This window comes from Acinetobacter sp. YH16040_T, from assembly GCF_024605785.1.
In the GTDB taxonomy this organism is placed as follows: Bacteria; Pseudomonadota; Gammaproteobacteria; order Pseudomonadales; family Moraxellaceae; genus Acinetobacter; species Acinetobacter amyesii.
On the sequence record NZ_CP094541.1, the window covers coordinates 1,377,448 to 1,397,797 of the forward strand.

Genomic DNA, 20,350 nt, shown 5'->3' on the forward strand with positions numbered 1-20,350 from the left:
TGAAAAAGCATGTAGCACGATTAAAGCTATTTTCATTTATGGATTTTTAAGAATCCTTAGCCTTACCGAATAGAAGTATTCAATAACGTAGGGGATCTAGCAAAAGCCACCAGAGATGGCTATTGGTGTTGTGAGTTTTGATCAATCGGATAAATTCTAGTAATTGTCATGTGAAAATAATTGCAATGTAATTACTTTTCTTTAGGCTGGTTAGATTCGCTGCGCACAATGACATCACACTCAAACGTATGCTCATCTAAAGCCGTGATTGAATTACTCTGAATTTTTGCAATAGGCCAAGTGTTTAAGATGCAGTTGGGCTGCTGTAATGCTGCATAATAATGATCCGATTTTAGGAAGGTTTTGTTCTGAATTGCGGTATTTGGACTGAGTAAATGTCTTAACCAATGGTTCGGCACTTGATCTTCTAAAAAGCGAATCGCCAAAATACTCTTAATACGATTGCTAAATAAACGTCGATTTTTTGCAATCAGTGGGTGCTGGATTAATTTATTCAGTAGACGTTCGGTGCGTGGTAAGACAAATTGCGGTTTGATTTGATAGACCATGATGTTATCTGCAACCTGACATAGATGATGTAGTTCAGAGACCACATGCTGATCTATCCCAATAATTGCGATTTTTTGATTCTTAAAATCATAATCTTTGATCTGTTCTGAACTGATGATCGTTCCACGAAAGTGTTCAAAATCTTCTAGATGATTATTAAAAATATGGTGGGTTGCATCCTGCTTGTTGGCCATATTTATTCCTTATCTTTTGTTTTTTTAGTTGAGTCTTAGATAGGAATATATTCTGTGATGGGCCAGTTGGGGTAAAGCGTTTTTTCAGTCTGATGAGTCATGCAATTTGTCTAGAATTGATTTGCTTGGCCCTTGTCATTTATAGATTTCTAGGAGTGAACTGATTTTTTTATGCGTTGAAGTTCATCTTTCGCTCAAGCAGGTCGAAATAATGAGCGACCTGCATGAACGGCTTTTGAGATCTATAAATTTTGTGAGTTTTAAAGTGGTTCATCATCTTGTGAGCTATAGTCAAGCTGACTCGGGGTTGAATGCTTAAGTTCGGGTTGGTCGGTATGGGTACGTAAATAGTCCATATCACGAATATTCTTTTGTACTGCAACTGCGCCAAACAAACTCATTAAGTAAGCCATCATGTAAAAACCTTTTTCACTTAATGCTAGTTCAGCATTCCATAGGCCAATGGCAAGAAGTACGAGGCAAATAATGACGGATGCCCAGCACAGTCCAAAGTAAATTGCAGTGACATGCATTCCTTCTAAACGGTCACGAATGATTTTTTGTAATGAAACCGATGAAAATAATCCATAGAGCAATAAAATGAGATAAAAGCCTTTTTCATTCAGCATCATATTTGCATTGAATAAACCTATGCAAAACACTACAGCGCCTAAAATGAGGGCACACCAACTTGCTGCGATAAATGCGGGTGTGGGTTTATTAATATATTGGCTCATCTGCTTATTTTTCTCATTGTTTTGCTTGTGTTTAATATTTATACAGGAATGAAAATGAGTAAAGCAATTATTTCTTTGAGGCAATGATGGTTTTTAAGTACAGGTTTGGTCGTTGTTAGCCGAAACCATATTATCTGTTGACTGCTATCCGTCTAAAGAGCCACAAAAAATGTAGTCACAATTCTACCTTTAGACGGATTAAACGCTTGGATTAGATCATTAAGTTGAGAGTCTTAAGCCAGATCATTTTTGATTTGCATTAAACGTTCGAAGTTTTCAATGCGCTTATCGGTATCGTAAATGTCGCAGGTGAAAATAAATTCATCAACGTCATATTTGGTGAGTAGGTTTTCTAAACCTGCTCGAACGGTTGCATTTGAACCGACTTGTCCCATAGCGTAGAAATTATCAACAGACATCTTCTCTGTAGCAGACCATAAGCCTTGCATACTGTCGACTGGAGCTTTGAGTTTTAAACTTTGACCACGCATTAAACCTAAAACGCGTTGATAAGCACTCGTTGCCAGATATTCTGCTTCTTCATTTGTTTCGGCGACAACCGTTGGTACGCCCATAGACACATAAGGTTGATCTAAATATTCGGATGCTTGGAAATTTTCACGATAGAGCTGAATTGCTTGTCCAAGCATGCGTGGTGCGAAATGTGAAGCAAAAGAATAGGGTAAACCTAAACGTGCAGCGAGTTGTGCACTGAACAGACTTGAACCTAAAAGCCATACAGGAACATGTGTATTTTGTCCCGGTGTAGCAATGATGCGCTGCTGTGGCTCAGGTGCTTTAAAGTATTGCAATATCTCAAGGACATCTTGTGGAAATTGATCTTCGGTTTCCTGACGGCCACGGCGTAAAGCGCGCATGGTGGTTTGGTCGGTACCTGGTGCCCGACCTAAGCCGAGTTCAATGCGGCCAGGATATAACGTTTCAAGTGTGCCAAATTGTTCAGCGACAACTAAAGGCGCATGGTTGGGCAACATAATCCCGCCTGAACCGAGCTTGATAGATTGTGTATTTGCTAAGAGATAACCAAGTAAAACCGCAGTTGCAGAACTTGCGATGCCGTCCATATTGTGGTGTTCGGCTAACCATAGACGGTCATAGCCAAGTTGTTCTGCTTTCTGTGCTAACTGGAGTGCATGTTTGAGTGAAAATTCGATGGTTTTATCATTTCGAACAGGTGCGAGTTCAAGTATTGAAAATTTTGTATCGGCTAGAGTACGCATGTTTTCTCTCAGAGATCTTTATATCGAAATAATACGATATAAAAAGCTGAATGTATATCGAATAAACTCGATATGGTCGTGGGACGGTGTAAAAAGACAACTTTAGATATATCTAAACTTTTTTTTATACAAAAAAAGCACCCGAAGGTGCTGATTTTTTTCCATTGAAATATATCGATTAACGTTTACCGTTTTTGTACCAACCTAAGTGACGACCATTGTCTCCACGGTAGCCTCGGTCGTTGTAGCTATAATTATTGGTACGATAGCCACGGTTGTTATAACGACGGTCATAGCGATCATCATAACGACCATTATAACGGTCATCATAGCGACGGTCTTCAGACACTTTTTTACCTAGTGCAGAACCACCAGCTGAACCAAGTGCAGCACCGATATAACCACCGTTTGTGCCGCCCATGTTTTTACCTACGGTATAACCACCTGCGCCACCAAGTGCACCACCGATGATGGCACCATTACGGTCACGTTTGTTTGCCGATGCTGCTGCACCTGCACCGCCACCAATTGCTGAACCAATCATTGCGCCAGTTTGGCCGCCAACTTGGTTACCGATTGCTGCACCAACAACACCACCTAAAGCAGATGTTAATGCAGTATTGGTGCTATTACCTGCATGTGTTGCAGTCATAGTAAGTGCTGAAGCGGCAATTGCTGCACTGAATAGAATTTTATTAATTTTCATTTTTAAACTCCTTACGAAGCATGATGTTTATCTGTTGATATCAATATATGAAAACACATAGCGAATATTTGGAGCGTGATGTGAAATAAAATACGTATTCCGTTGCTGCAATGTAAATTTTGCACTTTATTTCTACATGATTGATGACATGGTTGGAGAGAAGGCAAATCTACATATTTGAGGTGCAATAAATAAAGTTGTATTTATCATTTGAAAAAAGGCGATACATAAAAAAAGCACCCGAAGGTGCTATTTTCACTATTCAATAAGGACTCACTAATTTTGAATTAGTGACGACGACGGTAACGTTTTTTGTATTTACGTTCTTGGTGTTTGTCGTAAGCTTTATCTTTAGAGATTTTATTACCTAGAGCAGCACCACCAGCAGCACCTAGTGCAGAACCAATGTAACCACCGTTTGTACCGCCCATGCTTTTACCAACGGTATAACCTGTACCGCCACCTAAAGCACCACCGATTGCAGATTCTGTACGGTTACGTTTATTACTTGCTACCGCAGCACCACCAGCACCACCAAGAGCAGCACCAATTGTAGCGCCGGTATTACCGCCCATGTTTTTACCAATTGCAGTACCTGCAACACTACCTAATGCACTAGCTGCAGCAACGCGTGTTGTACTATCTGCATTTGCAGACACAGTGAACATAGAAGCAGTTGCTAGAGTGGCTGTCATTAAAAGAGTATTCAGTTTCATAGTTCACTCCATGTCCTTCATAAACGCGAGGACTTTTTGATAATCATTTCGATGGCAGTAAATGTAACAAAACTATTCGCTATAAATATGGAGAGCTTTCTCTTTATTTGGTGATTTGAGTGTCTAGTTTGTATAAGTTTTATTAATATTGTGAAAAAAAAGGTCGAATGCTGAAAATCTGTACGACTTTATGGAGAAAGGTAGGAGTGATGAAGTTCACACTTTGATATTTAGGGTCATTGATAGGCCAAAAAACAATATATATGTCATTTCAGACCCATTATCGGTACACTAGCCCCATTATTTTGAATTTTGGCATATCCGTGAAAGTTTAGCGGTAGAGCCTGTGTATTGAGATTTTTTGAAAAATGAAAGAATCGTTACGTTTACGATTAGATCAGCTCTCTGACCGTCACGAAGAATTAAATGCATTACTCGCAGATGTAGAAGTCATTTCAGACAATAAACGTTTCCGTCAGTTGTCACGTGAGCATAGTGATTTATCTGAAATCACTGAAGTTTGGAAAAAATACCGTCAAGCAGAAGAAGATATTGAGACTGCTGAAGTAATGATGACGGATCCAGATTTTAAAGAGATGGCTGTTGAAGAAATTAAAGAAAATAAAGCTTTGATTGGTCAGCTTGAAGCAGACTTAAACATTCTGATGATTCCAAAAGATCCGAATGATGCGAACTCTGCTTATTTAGAAATCCGTGCCGGAACAGGTGGTGACGAAGCTGCAATTTTCTCGGGTGACTTGTATCGCATGTACAGTAAATATGCTGAATCACAAGGTTGGCGTATTGAAGTGTTGTCTGAAAATGACGGCGAACACGGCGGTTATAAAGAAGTGATTTGCCTCATCAATGGTGAAGGCGTATATGGTCGTTTGAAATTTGAAAGTGGTGCACATCGTGTACAGCGTGTTCCTGCAACAGAGTCACAAGGTCGTGTTCATACTTCGGCATGTACTGTTGCGATTTTGCCGGAAATTGATGTAGACACTAGTGTTGAAATTAATCCTTCAGAACTACGGATTGATACCTATCGTGCATCTGGTGCGGGTGGTCAGCACATTAACAAAACTGACTCTGCTGTGCGTATTACCCATATACCAACGGGTACAGTTGTAGAATGTCAGGATGAACGTTCACAACATAAAAACAAAGCCAAAGCGATGGCGCTATTGGTTTCTCGTTTAGAAAATGCCAAACGCGCAGCAGCAGATGCAGCGACATCTGAAATGCGTCGTGACCTGGTGGGTTCTGGTGACCGTTCTGAGCGTATTCGTACCTATAACTATCCACAAGGTCGTATGACTGATCATCGTATTAACCTAACACTGTATAAGTTAGATGCTGTGATGGAAGGTGATTTGACTGAATTGCTAGATAGTTTGCATCGTGAATATCAAGCCGATCAGTTGGCATTATTAGCACAGCAGAATGGTGGCTGATGAATATTGCACAGGCTTTGGCCTATCGTGGTGAACCTGAAAGTTATGAACGTCAGGAAAATGCGTGGTTGTTAGAGCACATCACCAAGATTGATTCTTTTGATTTAATCCTGAAAAAGGATCAAGAATTAACAGCTGAGCAAGAACAACTCTATGTTGAAAGTCTTGCTCGTATTGCTGCGGGTGAGCCTTTGGCTTATGTCACAGGTTCTCAGCCATTTTGGACGCTAGATTTAAAAGTGACTAAAGACACTTTGGTGCCACGTCCTGATACCGAAGTGCTCGTTGAAACTGTACTCCGTTTAGAACTTCCTGAAGATGCTCGTGTGGTGGATTTAGGAACAGGAACTGGCGCTGTAGCCTTGTCATTAGCCAGTGAGCGTCCAGAGTGGTCAATTGTAGCTTCGGATATTTACGAACCTACCTTGGAAGTTGCTGAGTTTAATGCCAAAAAGCATGATCTTGAACATGTGCAGTTTGTCTTAGGTTCTTGGTTGAAACCTTTTGGACGTGCTTTCTTTGATGTAATTGTGTCAAATCCGCCGTATATCGATGTTGATGATGTACACATGAAGGATTTGGCGACAGAGCCTGAACGTGCTTTGGTTGCAGACAATCATGGACTTGCAGATCTTGAACAAATCATTCTTCAAGCCAAAAAACATTTAACCGTGAATGGTTGGGTGGTGCTCGAACATGGTTATGACCAAGGGGAAGCAGTCAGACATTTGTTCTTACAGGCTGGATATCGAAATGTTCGGACTGTAAAAGATTATGGTGGTAATGACCGTGTCAGTTTAGGTCAGTGGCAACATTGATTTGGTATTAGAGATAGTCAAAAATAAAGCGCATTGAATGCGCTTTATTTTTTTGTTTTTGATATTCGATCAATACTTACATTGGGTAGTCTTGTAAGCTATCGAAAACTTCAACTTGTTCTAAAGCTGCTGTTTCTACTGCAAGACAGTAAGCAATAATTTTTGCAGTTGCATTCACTAAATTTTCATCTTTTAGATTTGCACCTGCTTGAATTGCTTCAATGTCATCCGCTTGGATATCCAGTGCATGAGCAACTTCAACTGCATTTTCAGTGCTAAAAAATTGTGAGATCAAATTTTGCAAATCGATATCTGCGACAGTTTTAAGCTGTTCATGAAACAGTTCATCAATTGCGTCAATCTGAGTGAAAAGAGAATCTGAAAAGTTTTGAACAAGTTGTTGTTCAAGAACATCAATCATCTTAAGCATAGGAAAGCCTTTCAAGGAGATGCAGGAGAATTGGAAAATAAATAAGCAAAGTGCTTTAAATTGAGTGAAAAATAACCTAATTAGACTAAAGTAGCAATCGTTCAAGGATGAATGGTCAGTCTATTTATTGAATATTTTTAAGTTATTGATTTTCTATTAATTAGATGAATATTCAATTTATAAATAGCGAATATCAAATTTTAGGCCTTGAATTCAGGCGCATTATTTTGTCGATATGCACCAGGACTGACACCTGTCCATTTTTTAAAAGCCCGATGAAAAGCACTCGGATCATGAAAATTTAGTTCTTCACTGATATCTTGTAAGCTTTTATCGGTATGGGTTAAAAAATCGATGGCGGTATCTCGTCGGATATCATTTTTGAGTTGTTGATAACTCACACCTTCACTTTTAAGACGGCGATGCATCGTGGCTTCCGACATATTCATTTTGACCGCCAACTCATAAAACTCTAACCATTCAGCAGGAGGAACGTCTAACAGTTGTTTACGAATTTGGCTGCTGAGCGCATACGGGTTTTTAAAGCGTACCAAAAGGTTTTCAGGTGTTTGTTGTAAGAATTGATACCACGAACGTGTGTTTTGCTTGATTGGTAGACTTAAATAACTGGCATCGAGCTGTATGTAGTTTTGACTGGCTTGGTAATGAATATTTTCACAGAAGCGAACTTTGTAGTCGTGATCATCAATAGGTGCATCACATTTAAATTGGATTTGGTTTAATAAAATCCGTTGTCCACTTAGCCAGCACAGTAGCGTGTGGATGAGCATCAAATATGTTGCATAGCTGAACATGCGTTTAAGCGCTTGTTGGTCATAGATCACGATATAAGCAAAGTGATCTTCAATGGTTAAATCACTATGCAAGTCATCTAAAACCAGATTTAAAAATTGTAGGATTTGCTTAAGTGCATCCCCCAAGGTGCTGTTGTGCATGACCATTTTCGAAAGTAGTTTAAAACTACCACGTCGCATGGCATGCCGATCCATGCCAAAAAATTCATCATCCATCACATCTGCAAGATGAGTCCATAAAGCCGCATATTGAGAAACAGAAACTCTGGTTTTACGCGATAGCAGTAACTCAGAGGGAATACCCGCCTTTTGTAAAATAGCAGAAATATCAAAGTGCTTTTGTTGCGCATCGTGTAATGCTTCATGCACCAAGTCGATAGAAATCGTCCCTTTACTGTATTCGAGTCCATGCTTCGGCATTTGTGCAGATAGGTCCTTGTTCAGAATTGTCCAAATACATCAGAAAAGATGCAACATTTGGAAATTGTACTGAATAAATTCTCTGTTTACTCTGCATCTTAAGTCGAATTTAAAACAAGACATCGTAAATAGGGAAATGCTATGGACATTAAAGGAAAAGTTTTTGTTGTGACAGGTGGTGCATCAGGACTAGGCGCTGCGACAGCAACACATCTGATTGGCCTGGGTGCAAAAGTGATTATTGTGGATATGAATCATGAGCATGGCGAAGCGATGCAACGTCAACTGGGTGATCATGCCAAATTTGTTCAATTGGATGTTACCGATGAACAAGCGGTCGGCGCTTTCTTTGCACAAGTTGAAGCGGAATTTGGTCAACTTAATGGCTTAGTGAACTGCGCAGGTATCGCACCCTCTGCAAAAGTTTTAGGTCGTGACGGATTACATGATTTGGCGATGTTCCAAAAAGTATTAAATATTAATGTTTCAGGCACATTCAATATGCTGCGCTATGCGGCACAACTGATTGCTAAATATGAATTAAAAGCGGGTGAAGAAGAGCGTGGCGTGATTGTGAATACGGCGTCGGTTGCGGCTTTCGATGGTCAAATTGGTCAGTCGGCTTATGCAGCATCTAAAGGGGCAGTGGTTGCAATGACATTACCTCTTGCACGTGAGCTTGCACGTGAATCAATCCGTGTGATGACCATTGCTCCGGGTATTATGGAAACGCCGATGCTCAAAGGCTTAGCACAAAATGTACAAGATGCTTTGGGGCAAATGGTGCCTTTCCCACCACGTTTAGCAAAACCACAAGAGTTTGCAAAATTAGTGACGCATATTTTTGAAAATGCCTATCTCAATGGCGAAGTGATTCGTCTTGATGGCGCGATTCGTATGCAGCCTAAATAGTTATTTATTAAAACTGCTTATTCTGGCTTCTACGACGGAGTCTGATCGAGAATAACTTCGTTGACAGTAGCTCATCTCGTTACTTTTGTTTCGGCAAAAGTAACCAAAACCATAGTCATTTGTAAAACTCGTCATCAAGTATTTATTGATTTACAGATTACACAAACATTAGAGATTAATGGCGTCCTGCCTCAGACAGTTGCAAATGACGTCGTCGTGTATCCAACTTTGCTTTATACAGCCAAAGTATTTTTAATTCCGCAGTTATCCAAAATTTAAAGCTATACGCGCTATAAAAGATTTAGAAAAGGAAGTCTCATGATTTTAAATGATGAACAAAAAATGGTTCAGGACATGATGCGAAGCTATTCGCAAGAAAAACTGAAACCAACGGCAGCAGAGCGTGACAAAACGGCAGCATTTCCTGCACAAGAGCTAAAGGAACTTGGTGAGCTAGGTGCTTTAGGCATGACGGTTTCGGATGAATGGGGTGGTGCAGGTTTAGACTATGTGTCTTTGGTTGTTGCCTTAGAAGAAATTGCTGCTGGCGATGGTGCGATTTCCACAATTGTTAGCGTACAAAACTCACTGCCATGTGGCATCACGCAGCGTTATGGTACAGAAGCACAAAAAGAAAAATACTTAAAAAAATTAGCCACAGGCGAATGGTTGGGATGTTTTTGCTTAACAGAACCACAAGTGGGTTCAGATGCGAGTGCGTTGGAATGTAAAGCGGAGCGTGATGGTGACGAGTGGGTGTTAAATGGCACCAAGCAATTTATTACCACAGGAAAACATGCCCAAGTAGCCTTGGTTTTTGCGGTAACGGATAAGTCTGCAGGTAAAAAAGGGATTTCGTGCTTTTTAGTACCAACGGATGCGCCGGGTTATATCGTAACGCGTTTAGAAGACAAAATGGGTCAGCATTGTTCCGATACAGCAACGATTGTTTTAGATGACTGTCGTATTCCTACAGACAGTCTTTTAGGTCAAGAGGGTGAAGGCTATAAAATTGCCTTATCGAACTTAGAGTCAGGTCGAATTGGTATTGCAGCACAGTCTGTGGGTATGGCCCGTGCGGCATTAGATGCAGCCGTTGAATATGCCAATGAACGCAAGGCATTCGGCGTAGAGATTGTACAGCATCAGGCCGTGGCATTTCGCCTCGCGGATATGGCTACCCAAATTGAGGCGGCTCGCCAATTGATTTTCCATGCAGCGACGTTAAAAGATGCAGGTTTTCCATGTTTAAAAGAAGCCTCGATGGCGAAACTTTTTGCATCGACGATGGCTGAACGGGTGTGTTCAGATGCGATTCAGATCCATGGGGGCTATGGTTATGTATCTGATTTCCCAGTAGAACGAATTTATCGTGATGTGCGTGTCAGTCAAATCTATGAAGGTGCATCGGACATTCAGCGGCTGGTGATTGCACGTGAAGTCACCAAAGGGTGAAAGGTTAAAAAATAGACTTTAGTCGATGTTCAAACCCTGCAATGGCGTTGATGGTTATGGAAATTGCAGGGCACATCCAAACATGGTTATCTAGGTATAGACAGTCTAAGAATAGGTAATTTACGAATAGATTGTCGAAGAGTATAAGTTTCAAAACTAAAAAACCGACATTGCAATCGGTGTATAGAAAAGCAGTAAAAGCGGATGTGGCAAAGGATTCGTCACGGTTACGCAGCGGTACAACAACAAGATTAATAAACCTCAAAGTATTGCACTTTGAATCATAGAGAACAGGATAGGAATTGTCGTCATGAAGACACTAGAACAAGCATATCGTGATTTTAATTTTGAAAAGATGGTTACAGAACAATTGGTCGGTACGCCAAAATCAATCAATGCTTATGATGAATGTTGTGGGCGCTATGTTGGGCAAAATCGAACTGCACTGATCTGGGAAGGTAAAAATGGTGAATCTGAGCAATGGACTTTTGAGCAATTAGATTTAGCATCTGCACAATTGGCAAATTATTATCAACGCATTGGACTGAAAGCAGGTGATTGCATTGCAGGTCTTTTACCTCGCACAGCAGAGTTGTTGATCACCGTATTGGCAACATGGCGTATAGGGGCAATTTATCAGCCTTTGTTTACGGCATTTGAGTCCAAAGCGATTGAACATCGGGTGCAAACAGCGGGAACAAAGCTGATTGTAACCAACACCGAGCAACGCTCAAAACTCAATCATATTGATTTACCGCATATTTTAACTGTACATGCCGATCAAGCAATTCAGACAGATCCTGACTTTTGGTCAGAGCTGCAACTTCATGACACCACATTTAACTCAGTACCGCGTTCATTTGATGATGAATTTTTAATGATGTTTACCTCAGGGACGACCGGTTTAGCCAAGTCTGTCCCTGTGCCACACAAAGCGTTGTTGGCATTTAAAGGGTATATGACACATGCAGTTGATTTGCGTGAAGAAGATTCATTTTGGAATTTGGCAGATCCGGGTTGGGCTTATGGTTTGTACTATGGAATTGCAGGGCCATTAAGTTTAGGACACAGCATTATTATGGATGAACGGGCTTTTAGTGTTGATCATGCACTTCAAGTCATCAAAAAATATAAAGTCAGTAATTTGACCGGTTCTCCAACGGCTTTTCGTATGTTCTTTGGCTTCAAAGAAAAATTTGACGCATCCATAAAATCACATTTACGGGTTGTGAGTAGCGCAGGTGAGCCGCTAACGCCTGAAGTGATTCAATGGTTTAATCACGACTTAAACGTCAATATTTATGACCAATATGGACAAACGGAACTCGGCATGGTGATTGCAAATCATCATGCTTTAGAACACTACAAAAAAGTGGGTTCAGCCGGTTTTGCTATACCGGGCCATCGTTTCGCGGTGCTTAATAAAGACTATCAAGAAATTGAACGTGGTGGCATTGGAACATTGGCATTAGACTGGTCGCAATCTCCACTCATGTGGTTCACAGGCTATGGTGGCAATAACCGTAAAGCCTTTGTCGGGAACTACTATTTAACCGGTGATACCGTTCGTTTAAACGAAGAAGGCGGCATTGATTTTGTAGGTCGTGCAGACGATGTCATTACAACGTCAGGCTATCGTGTTGGGCCTTTCGATGTGGAAAGCACATTATTAGAATGTGAAGAGGTTTTAGAGTCGGCAGTTGTTGGTAAGCCTGATCCTGAGCGAACTGAATTGGTTAAAGCTTTTGTGGTATTGAAACCACAATATCAAGCAAGTTCAGAACTCATGGATAAACTACAAGCCTATGTACGATCTCGTTTATCCAAGCATGCTTATCCAAAAGAAATTGAATTTGTGGATGGGTTGCCTAAAACATCGAGTGGAAAAATCCAACGTAACTTGTTGAAGCAACAAGAAGTGGCCAAAGCGCAATTAATTCAAAAGGTCAGTTGAGTCAATTTATATACGCAAAAAAGGCTGCTTGATGCAGCCTTTTTTAAATTGATGTTTGAGCTGGTAAAACCATTCATTCGAGATCATATATGCACTTGACTAACTATGGGACAATCCAAATTAACCTAAAATTAAAGCATTCATTCAAATCTATAAAATCATTTATTTTAAGTTCAGGGTATTATGTTCAGTATCAAGTTCTTGAGTTTTACCCGTTAAATTGCCCTTCAAAACTTTGAATAAATGGGTGACTTTATTGTCTTTGACATTCCAGAATTCTGCACTAATAGGATTAGCTATCAAAACGCGAACAGTAGGATCAGTCTTGCCATCGAACCAGTTTTCAGCCCAAGGATTCCATAATTTATCGATTAGGGCCGCATCTGTACTGATTTCTCCATGAGCACTAATTGATACATAAATATCGTCTGAAGGTTTAGCGAATGCTAATCCAAGATGATTACGACCTGCATTGACTGCCTCTACAAGGTCATTGTTTTCTTTCATAAGAAAATAGATATTTTCATGCTCATTCATCTTATCAGAATTAAGCATGGTCATAGGTTGAGAATGAATTTCTTGCTTGTCAGTGACATGGCTAATCATGGTGAAACGCACGTCTTTAATGAGTTTCCATAATTTTTGTCGCTGATCTTGTTCAACGTATTCTTGTGACATTTTTATTCTCCACTTTTAAGTAATCACTTTGGGGTAAAGGGGTAAATATGACTGAGCACAAAGTATTTGAATAATGTGTGTTAGCTCATAAGTTTATCTAACATATTGTGTCAGCAATTTAATTCTCACTGAATTCATACATATACCTACGGATTAAATCTCTTTGCATACATAAACGCTTAAAATGTCTTGAATTAAGTTTTATTTTTTGAGGCTAAGGTAGAAAAGAATCATTAAAATGAACCTAATGTAAGCAGCTCTAGTGCAACTAAATATGTTTAAAAATATACTATATTTTTTATTTATTATTTTTAAAACATGTATACGCTATACCTCTATGATGTTTCTACATACTAAGGTGTCTGAGATACTGTATTTTAAATAGTGTAATTGAAGATACGCTAACTAAGAAAAATACCATGTCTACAGAGCATTTATTTTAACTTTAAGCTGTATATTGTCTTGCTCAAATAGCAGGGTGTTTTTACACTGTTTCGGGTTTGTACTCGAACAACATTTGATGGATATCGGTGTTTTTATCTTTTGCGTGCGATATAAACTCGCCCATTTTTCATGCTTGACGAATTTTAATAAGGAATACTTTGTCTACGTTTAAATCGAATGAATCAACTTCTGAATTTGAATTAAGTGATGATGAAATGCATTTATACAGCCGTCAAATATTGCTTGATGGATGGGACATCGATGCACAAGAGAAGCTAAAACTTGCCAATGTACTCATCGTAGGGTGTGGTGGAATTGGGTGTACCACAGCCGAATTATTGGCACGTGCAGGCGTCGGACAAATTACTTTAATCGATGCAGATCGAATTGAAATCAGTAATTTGCAACGACAAATCGCGTATACCAAAAATGACGTAGGTTTTTATAAATCAGAAATTTTGGCTAAACGCTTAAAAGTAATTAACCCGTATATCCGAGTGCAAAGCTATACCACAAAATTAGATGAAAGCAACGCAAAGACATTGATTTCACAGCAAGATTTGGTTCTCGATGGTTGTGATAATTTCAGCACGCGTTATTTGGTCAATGTGAGCTGCGTAGAAAATAATGTGGCGCTGATTAGTGCTTCTGCAATTGGCTTTCAAGGGCAGTTATTTATGGTTGAAGCCGATGCTGCCTGTTATGAATGTTTATTTCCAAAAGAACATCATACCAGTGAAAGTTTACGCTGTGCAGACTCGGGTGTACTTGCAACTACACCAAATGTTATGGCAAGTTTGCAAGCACATCATGCCTTGCTCTATTTGGGTTTGGGGACGACAGCACTGAAACAAAAGCTTTTGTTGTGGGATGGTCGGTCAATGAAACAAAAAATTCTCGCTTTTGAAAAAGATCCCGATTGTCCAATCTGTCAGGCAAGATAAAGCAGCAAGCCCTTATTTTTTTGCTACACTCACGTTAATTATTTTTTTCTAAGACATTATGAAAAACAATATCTGGTTAGATGGAATTCGCTCGGTTGCCCGAATGGGTGAAACAGCAGTGGTCGCGGCTAAAGCCGGTTTTAAATATGCAACTGAAAAACCAAGTAACGCAAAACTCATGCGTGAAACTTTTGAATCACTGGGTTCAACCTATATTAAATTGGGTCAATTTATTGCCAGTACACCTTCTTTATTTCCACGTGAATATGTCGAAGAGTTCCAAGGCTGTTTAGATCAGACACCTTCATTGCCGTTTAGTTATGTGCAGCAGGTATTGGCTTCAGAATTTGCTGGGCGTAATTTAGATGAAATATTTGCTTCAATTGATGAAAAGCCTTTAGCTTCTGCATCGATTGCACAGGTGCATGCCGCTAAATTGGTCAGTGGTGAAAATGTTGTTATTAAGGTGCAAAAACCGGGTGTCGAGACGATTCTCTATACAGATTTAAACGTCTTACATTGGGCTACTAAACTGGTCGAAAAAGCTGTACCCAAAGTCAAATTTGCTTCACTTGCAGATATCGTTGAAGAAATTAAAGTTCGCATGGTACGTGAGGTGGACTTTATTGAAGAAGCTCAAAATCTTGACGACTTTGTGAATTATCTGAACGTAACTCAAAACAAAGCCGCAACAGCACCAAAGGTTTATCACCAATATTCAACACGTCGTGTCTTAACCATGGAACGTTTATACGGCGTGCCATTGACCGATTTTGACGTGGTCAAGAAAGTCGCTAAAGATCCATCGCAAGTTTTGGTGACAGCGATGAATACATGGTTTGGCAGCTTGATGTTATGTAACAGTTTCCATGCAGACTTACATGCAGGCAACCTGATGCTGCTAGAAGATGGTCGAGTAGGCTTCATCGATTTTGGTATCGTGGGCCAGTTGAAACCTGAAGTGTGGACAGCATGTATTGCGTTTATGGATGCCCTACAAAAAACTGACTACAACTTGATGGCTGAAAATATGCTGAAAATGGGCATGACGGCTGTCAAAATTGACACACAAGTCTTAGCTGCCGACTTAGAGCGCTTATTTAGCGGTGTGCTTTTGGCCGATCCGCAAGAGTTATTAACCTCGAATCCTGCCGATTTGAATGACATCATGATGGATATGGTACAAGTCGGAGAGCGTCATGGTATTCGCTTCCCACGTGACTTCGCTTTATTATTCAAACAAATGTTGTACTTCGATCGCTTTATGCGCATCCTTGCGCCATATACCGATATTTATGCAGACCAGCGTATTCAGATGGTGCAGACTATGGATCCTAATTTATTGTTGAAGCAATAATTTAGCCGCAAGATATAAATAAAATCCTCTTGCTTAAACAGGAGGATTTTATCGATGTTTAAGATTTTATTTTGAGTGTAAGAATGGACGCAATTATCATTGAAGGTTTGAAAGTTGAAACTGTAGTCGGCTGTTTCAATTGGGAGCGTCAAATTATTCAGCCTTTGATGCTCGACCTCAATATTCAAACCAGTTTAGCGCAGGCGGCTCAGTCAGATGAGCTTGAAGATACCTTGAATTATGCTGAAATTTGCGAAATATCAGCCAAAGTCATTCAAACTGCTCAACCTAAATTGATCGAACATGCAGCAAAACTGGTGATTGATGCACTTTTCGCTACCTATGACAGTATTGAATCTATTATGATTACCATCCGGAAGCCTGCCATTATCGCGCAAGCCAATTCTGTAGGAATTCGTCTTGAACGCCACCGAAACGATTTTCGCCCTAGCTCTGGCGAGTAATTTCAATCCCAAACCGCATTTTCAACTGGCTTTACGTCAAATTCAGGCTTTGGGTCATGCTGAATTTTCCAAAATTTATGTGATTCCTTGTCGTGATGGCATTGGGGCGGATTATTGGAATGCAGCTTGTTTGGTGAAAAGCAGTTTATCTGTAGATGAAATCAGCACCTTACTGAAAAAAATGGAAGCAGACTCAGGTCGTGTTCGTCCGTCTCATAATATCGCTTTGGATCTAGATCTGATCGCGTGGGGCGAAGGCTTAGCGCACATGCAATTTAATCCGAAAAAACTGCCATTAGCACTCGATGTTAAAATTCCAATGTTCGATATTTGGAAAAATGAGATGTTTGAACATCCAGCACATCAATTTCCTATGGTGAGTTGTCAAAAAGTTTTAGTGGATTGAGCGAATGAAACGCAATGTTTTCAATGCACATGAGTGGTATTTCAAACTGACCTAACTATGCTAGATAAACAATAACAAAAATATTCAAATCCTGTCATGGTATGCGCTAGCGTATAGGCTGTCGCAGGATTACATTATCTTTTTTAGCTTCAAAATAATGATATGAACTGGACTGATCTGATTCAGCATTATGGCTATATTGCGATTTTTATTGGCACATTGTTTGAGGGAGAAACAGTGCTGATGATTGGCGCCTATGCCGTCCATCAACACATACTTCATTTTCCAATGTTGATTGCAGTGGCGATGTTGGGCAGTTTTATTGGCGATCAGTTTTATTATCAAATGGGCGCTCGCTATGGGCAAAAACTTATCCAGTCGAATGCAGAATTTGCACAAAAATTCGATCGTGCGAGCCAGTTTATTGAACGTTATCCTATTTTGACCATTTTATTTATGCGCTTTGCTTGGGGTTTTAGAACTATTTTACCTATTGCAGTCGGTGTGCGTGCTTATCCTGTTTGGAAATATGTGCTGATTAATCTAGTTGCCTGTTTTATTTGGGCGATGTTAGTCGCAACGATTGGCTTCCAAATCAGTCATTATTTACATCTATTTTGGGCGAAAATGCTGCCTTATCATCAAGATATTTACATCGTTATTGCCGTTATTTTATGTATCGTATTCTTCCGTGTGCTCTATACGGTGTTGAAGTGGTGGCGTAAGCATCATCAACATTGATAAAGTGCAAGTGTTTGATCTGATAAAGTCGTCAAAACATAATTAAAAGATTTAAAGGGATATTTAGTGAGAGCAATATGGGCTTAGGTTATGGTGCGGGTGCGGGAGGTTTCCTTATTATTTGCTTTGCGATTTTGGTGCTATTTATTGTCATTGCGATTTGGTTGAGTTGGAATAATTGGTATAAAAAGCAAAAAAATCGACCATATAAAGTAAATGCGGCACTTAAAATTGGCTTATCTGGCGTATTGTTTTTCCCTTTATTTGTTGCAGTAACGCTTGGATTGTTCGTGATTTCAGATCTTATTTCTGACTATGCAGAGTTGCAGCATCAAAAGAAAATTCATATACAGTTGCAGGAACCTTTAAACTTTGGAGAGGTTGTACTGCCTGAAGGCACGTGGATTAACCGATCATTTGAAACCGATTATACTCTGGAACAGATGACTGATATTCGTCAAGGTTTGACATCGGCTCGTTTTCCACAGCCGATTCAAATAGCTGGATTTGATGTTATTGCATTTGAGCTGCATCGTCATTTATTGCTTGAGTTGGCACATGATCAAACCGTTATGATGAATAACCAAAAGGAAATTTGTCCGGCAGGATGGCTGCTTGAGTTAGGTGGAGCAGGTTATCCGTCCACTGCACAACGTTATAGTTTGAATTTTGATTGGTTTACACCAAGTCGATGGCAGCCTATAAACTGTTTTGATGGCGAAGGAATTATTGTATTAAAGTCAAAAGATTTCTCATAAAAAAGCCTGCATCATTGCAGGCTTTTTTTTCACTATTTATAGAACTTAGCGACAATCATTAGAAAAGCATTAAATGTAATAACTGGTTTTGGTCATCAGCTTTGAAATACCAGTCATGGCAATACGAACTGGAACAGGAAGGTCTACACCACCTGCATTGAGTGCTGTATCACGGTGATGCAGCTCATCTTCATTCATTTGCACTAAAATTTTACGTGAACGTTCGTCTTGTTCAGGAAGTTGGCGGATGTGATCTTCTAAATGCAGGCTCACTTGGCGCTCAGTTTCAGCGACAAAACCTAAGCTGTATTTATCACCGGCAATACCTGCCAATGCACCCATCCCAAAAGAAAGGCCGTACCAAACAGGGTTGAGCAGACTAGTATGGCTGTCTAATTCTTTTAAGCGGTCTTCACACCAAGCCAAATGATCTTGTTCTTCAATCGCAGCGTGTTCCATTTCACGGCGGACATTTGGCAGTTTAGCGGTGAGTGCTTGGCCATGATAAAGCGCTTGGGCACAAACTTCACCACTATGGTTGACACGCATTAGACCCGCCACATGACGTGCTTCACTGACTGCAAGTTGAGTCTTTTCAGCAACAGACGGATTTTCACGATGTGCAGCCGTTGCTCCGGGAACTAAACTACGTAAGGCCTGATCAAATGAGTGAATAAGTTTGTCGACACCTGTAAATTGACGCATGGATTAATCCTCCAGAGAGACTTGCGTAGTTTGAAGCAAAGGTTTGATGCGTAATAGCAGCCAAATACAAAAAATTGCACTGAGCACTGCGGTTATACAAAAAAGTATTTTAATATCAATCTTTAAAACACTCAGAATGATAATTGAAAATATAGCAGAAGATACCATAAATACCGCATTTAAAATGTTGTTTGCGGCAACGACTCGCGCACGATGTGAGCGTGGGGAGTAAGCTTGCATCATTGCATAGAGTGGAACGATGTAAAATCCGCCACTAATGCCCAATAAAGTCACGGCAATCATGACATGGTAATAGCCCCAACCTTGATGAAAAACTTCTGAAAGGGTAATAAGTGGGCCAGTTTGAGTAGGGACGAGGGTCAAACTAAAGGCTAAATACAGTGCAAATACCGTTAAACCTACAGCACCGATGGGAACCATCTTAATATTGACTTGAGTGCCGCCCAATTTACGACAAAGTAATGAACCCACGCCTACACCGACAGAGAAAAAAGTCAATAGCAAGCTAACGACATTTTCAGAGGCATGTAGGTTTTGCTGGGTCATTTGTGGAATTTGAGTGAGGTAGGTAGCACCATAAAACCAATACCACGAGTTCCCCAATAAAATAGTAAAAATTAGCGGCAAACTTTTGGCATATTTCATCGTTTGGTAACTGGTACGAAAAAAGTTCCAATCGATTTTTAAATCAGGTGTTGTGACATTTTGCTTAAGAATAAAACGACTGGTGATATAACCTAAAATGGCGATGGTCATTACCGTCAGGCTGATCCACATTAAATTGCCTTGAGATGAAGCAATCACTGCACCGCCCAAAATCATCCCGAATAAAATCGCCATAGATGTTGCAGATTGGAAGAGCGCATTGCCTGACATCAGCTCATTGGGCTTTAAAATTTCAGGCAAAATCGCATATTTGATTGGACCAAAAAATGTCGAATGGATCCCCATCAAAAATAAAGCCAGCAATAATAACCATAAATGACCGGTCAGAAAGCCAATACTGCCGATGATCATGATGATAATTTCTAAAATTTTGATGCCACGGACAAGTTGTGAACGTTCAAACTTATCTGCGATCTGTCCCGCTGTCGCTGAAAAAATAAAGTAGGGTAAAATAAACAATAATGCAGCCAGATTGTTTAGCGTGCTGATGGGTAATGCCTGTTGTTGGATTAATCCATAGGTGATGACCAACAATAAAGCCTGTTTATAGACATTGTCATTGAGCGCCCCAAAAAATTGGGTCAAAAACATAGGCAGGAAACGGCGTGTACCTAGCAGATGTTCGTTGTTATTCATAAGCGTCTTGCTACATTAAGTTTTATTAAGAAATGTGAGTGATTGGTAAAATCTCTAAAAAAATCATGTAATATGTTTTTGAGTTTGGAGATGGCGAAAAACCAA

General features: G+C 40.0%; 21 protein-coding genes. 11 read left to right on the plus strand and 10 right to left on the minus strand.

Annotation, left to right across the window (positions count from 1 at the left end; translation table 11 throughout):
• Window positions 1–191 precede the first annotated feature (191 nt).
• The 5 genes from MST16_RS06660 to MST16_RS06680 all read right to left on the minus strand — a co-directional run bounded on the left by MST16_RS06660 (window position 192) and on the right by MST16_RS06680 (window position 4,164).
• Window positions 192–764 carry a flavoprotein gene (locus MST16_RS06660; RefSeq protein ID WP_180004943.1) on the minus strand — a complete coding sequence of 191 codons (573 nt, stop codon included), beginning with the start codon at window positions 762–764 and terminating at the stop codon, window positions 192–194.
• A gap of 260 nt (window positions 765–1,024) precedes the next feature.
• Complete coding sequence (yiaA, locus tag MST16_RS06665) at window positions 1,025–1,501, minus strand: inner membrane protein YiaA (protein ID WP_180010362.1); 477 nt, start codon at window positions 1,499–1,501, stop codon at window positions 1,025–1,027.
• A 233-nt stretch (window positions 1,502–1,734) separates the two neighbouring features.
• On the minus strand, window positions 1,735–2,742 hold the full coding sequence (locus MST16_RS06670) for an LLM class flavin-dependent oxidoreductase (RefSeq protein WP_180010361.1): 1,008 nt from the start codon (window positions 2,740–2,742) through the stop codon (window positions 1,735–1,737).
• A gap of 178 nt (window positions 2,743–2,920) precedes the next feature.
• Window positions 2,921–3,448 carry a hypothetical protein gene (locus MST16_RS06675; RefSeq protein WP_168377731.1) on the minus strand — a complete coding sequence of 176 codons (528 nt, stop codon included), beginning with the start codon at window positions 3,446–3,448 and terminating at the stop codon, window positions 2,921–2,923.
• Window positions 3,449–3,735: 287 nt separating this feature from the next.
• A complete protein-coding gene (locus MST16_RS06680) occupies window positions 3,736–4,164 on the minus strand; it encodes a glycine zipper domain-containing protein (RefSeq protein ID WP_078193959.1) in 429 nt (142 codons plus the stop codon).
• 368 nt (window positions 4,165–4,532) lie between these two features.
• On the opposite strand from MST16_RS06680, the gene prfA reads away from it, so the two are divergent.
• Together prfA and prmC are read left to right on the plus strand one after the other, a co-directional pair.
• Complete coding sequence (prfA, locus tag MST16_RS06685; protein ID WP_078188570.1) at window positions 4,533–5,621, plus strand: peptide chain release factor 1; 1,089 nt, start codon at window positions 4,533–4,535, stop codon at window positions 5,619–5,621.
• Complete coding sequence (gene prmC, locus MST16_RS06690; RefSeq protein ID WP_180010360.1) at window positions 5,621–6,439, plus strand: peptide chain release factor N(5)-glutamine methyltransferase; 819 nt, start codon at window positions 5,621–5,623, stop codon at window positions 6,437–6,439. The genes prfA and prmC overlap by 1 nt, the downstream gene beginning before the upstream one ends.
• A 76-nt stretch (window positions 6,440–6,515) precedes the next feature.
• Here the strand turns inward: prmC and MST16_RS06695 are convergent, their stop codons facing one another.
• Both MST16_RS06695 and MST16_RS06700 read right to left on the minus strand, forming a co-directional pair.
• The gene (locus MST16_RS06695; protein ID WP_078188566.1) at window positions 6,516–6,869 is read right to left on the minus strand and encodes a hypothetical protein; all 354 of its coding nucleotides are present in this window, start codon (window positions 6,867–6,869) and stop codon (window positions 6,516–6,518) included.
• Window positions 6,870–7,069: 200 nt separating this feature from the next.
• The gene (locus MST16_RS06700) at window positions 7,070–8,104 is read right to left on the minus strand and encodes an AraC family transcriptional regulator (protein ID WP_180010359.1); all 1,035 of its coding nucleotides are present in this window, start codon (window positions 8,102–8,104) and stop codon (window positions 7,070–7,072) included.
• A gap of 141 nt (window positions 8,105–8,245) precedes the next feature.
• Here MST16_RS06700 and MST16_RS06705 point away from each other — a divergent pair, with 141 nt between their 5' ends.
• The 3 genes from MST16_RS06705 to MST16_RS06715 all read left to right on the plus strand — a co-directional run bounded on the left by MST16_RS06705 (window position 8,246) and on the right by MST16_RS06715 (window position 12,425).
• Window positions 8,246–9,016: a 3-hydroxyacyl-CoA dehydrogenase gene (locus tag MST16_RS06705; RefSeq protein WP_078188564.1), complete on the plus strand. Its 771-nt coding sequence runs from the start codon at window positions 8,246–8,248 to the stop codon at window positions 9,014–9,016.
• A 318-nt stretch (window positions 9,017–9,334) separates the two neighbouring features.
• The gene (locus tag MST16_RS06710; RefSeq protein ID WP_180010358.1) at window positions 9,335–10,471 is read left to right on the plus strand and encodes an acyl-CoA dehydrogenase family protein; all 1,137 of its coding nucleotides are present in this window, start codon (window positions 9,335–9,337) and stop codon (window positions 10,469–10,471) included.
• Window positions 10,472–10,781: 310 nt separating this feature from the next.
• The gene (locus tag MST16_RS06715; RefSeq protein ID WP_180010357.1) at window positions 10,782–12,425 is read left to right on the plus strand and encodes an AMP-binding protein; all 1,644 of its coding nucleotides are present in this window, start codon (window positions 10,782–10,784) and stop codon (window positions 12,423–12,425) included.
• A 162-nt stretch (window positions 12,426–12,587) separates the two neighbouring features.
• Here the strand turns inward: MST16_RS06715 and MST16_RS06720 are convergent, their stop codons facing one another.
• Window positions 12,588–13,103 carry a pyridoxamine 5'-phosphate oxidase family protein gene (locus MST16_RS06720; protein ID WP_180010356.1) on the minus strand — a complete coding sequence of 172 codons (516 nt, stop codon included), beginning with the start codon at window positions 13,101–13,103 and terminating at the stop codon, window positions 12,588–12,590.
• A 659-nt stretch (window positions 13,104–13,762) separates the two neighbouring features.
• On the opposite strand from MST16_RS06720, the gene MST16_RS06725 reads away from it, so the two are divergent.
• From MST16_RS06725 to MST16_RS06750, 6 genes are all read left to right on the plus strand, one after another.
• Complete coding sequence (locus MST16_RS06725) at window positions 13,763–14,491, plus strand: HesA/MoeB/ThiF family protein (protein ID WP_180092079.1); 729 nt, start codon at window positions 13,763–13,765, stop codon at window positions 14,489–14,491.
• Between the two features lie 58 nt (window positions 14,492–14,549).
• Window positions 14,550–15,848, plus strand: coding sequence for an AarF/ABC1/UbiB kinase family protein (locus MST16_RS06730; protein ID WP_078193949.1), 1,299 nt, complete (start codon window positions 14,550–14,552; stop codon window positions 15,846–15,848).
• 83 nt (window positions 15,849–15,931) lie between these two features.
• Window positions 15,932–16,312, plus strand: coding sequence for a dihydroneopterin aldolase (gene folB / locus MST16_RS06735; protein WP_111884985.1), 381 nt, complete (start codon window positions 15,932–15,934; stop codon window positions 16,310–16,312).
• Complete coding sequence (locus MST16_RS06740; protein ID WP_111884984.1) at window positions 16,269–16,718, plus strand: 2-amino-4-hydroxy-6-hydroxymethyldihydropteridine diphosphokinase; 450 nt, start codon at window positions 16,269–16,271, stop codon at window positions 16,716–16,718. The genes folB and MST16_RS06740 overlap by 44 nt, the downstream gene beginning before the upstream one ends.
• Before the next feature lie 162 nt (window positions 16,719–16,880).
• Window positions 16,881–17,459 carry a DedA family protein gene (locus MST16_RS06745; RefSeq protein ID WP_257220684.1) on the plus strand — a complete coding sequence of 193 codons (579 nt, stop codon included), beginning with the start codon at window positions 16,881–16,883 and terminating at the stop codon, window positions 17,457–17,459.
• A 77-nt stretch (window positions 17,460–17,536) separates the two neighbouring features.
• Window positions 17,537–18,217 carry a hypothetical protein gene (locus MST16_RS06750; protein WP_180010355.1) on the plus strand — a complete coding sequence of 227 codons (681 nt, stop codon included), beginning with the start codon at window positions 17,537–17,539 and terminating at the stop codon, window positions 18,215–18,217.
• 69 nt (window positions 18,218–18,286) lie between these two features.
• Here MST16_RS06750 and coq7 read toward each other — a convergent pair whose 3' ends face one another.
• Together coq7 and MST16_RS06760 are read right to left on the minus strand one after the other, a co-directional pair.
• The gene (coq7, locus tag MST16_RS06755; RefSeq protein WP_180004953.1) at window positions 18,287–18,922 is read right to left on the minus strand and encodes a 2-polyprenyl-3-methyl-6-methoxy-1,4-benzoquinone monooxygenase; all 636 of its coding nucleotides are present in this window, start codon (window positions 18,920–18,922) and stop codon (window positions 18,287–18,289) included.
• A gap of 3 nt (window positions 18,923–18,925) precedes the next feature.
• A complete protein-coding gene (locus MST16_RS06760; RefSeq protein ID WP_180010354.1) occupies window positions 18,926–20,245 on the minus strand; it encodes an MFS transporter in 1,320 nt (439 codons plus the stop codon).
• Between the last annotated feature and the right edge of the window lie 105 nt (window positions 20,246–20,350).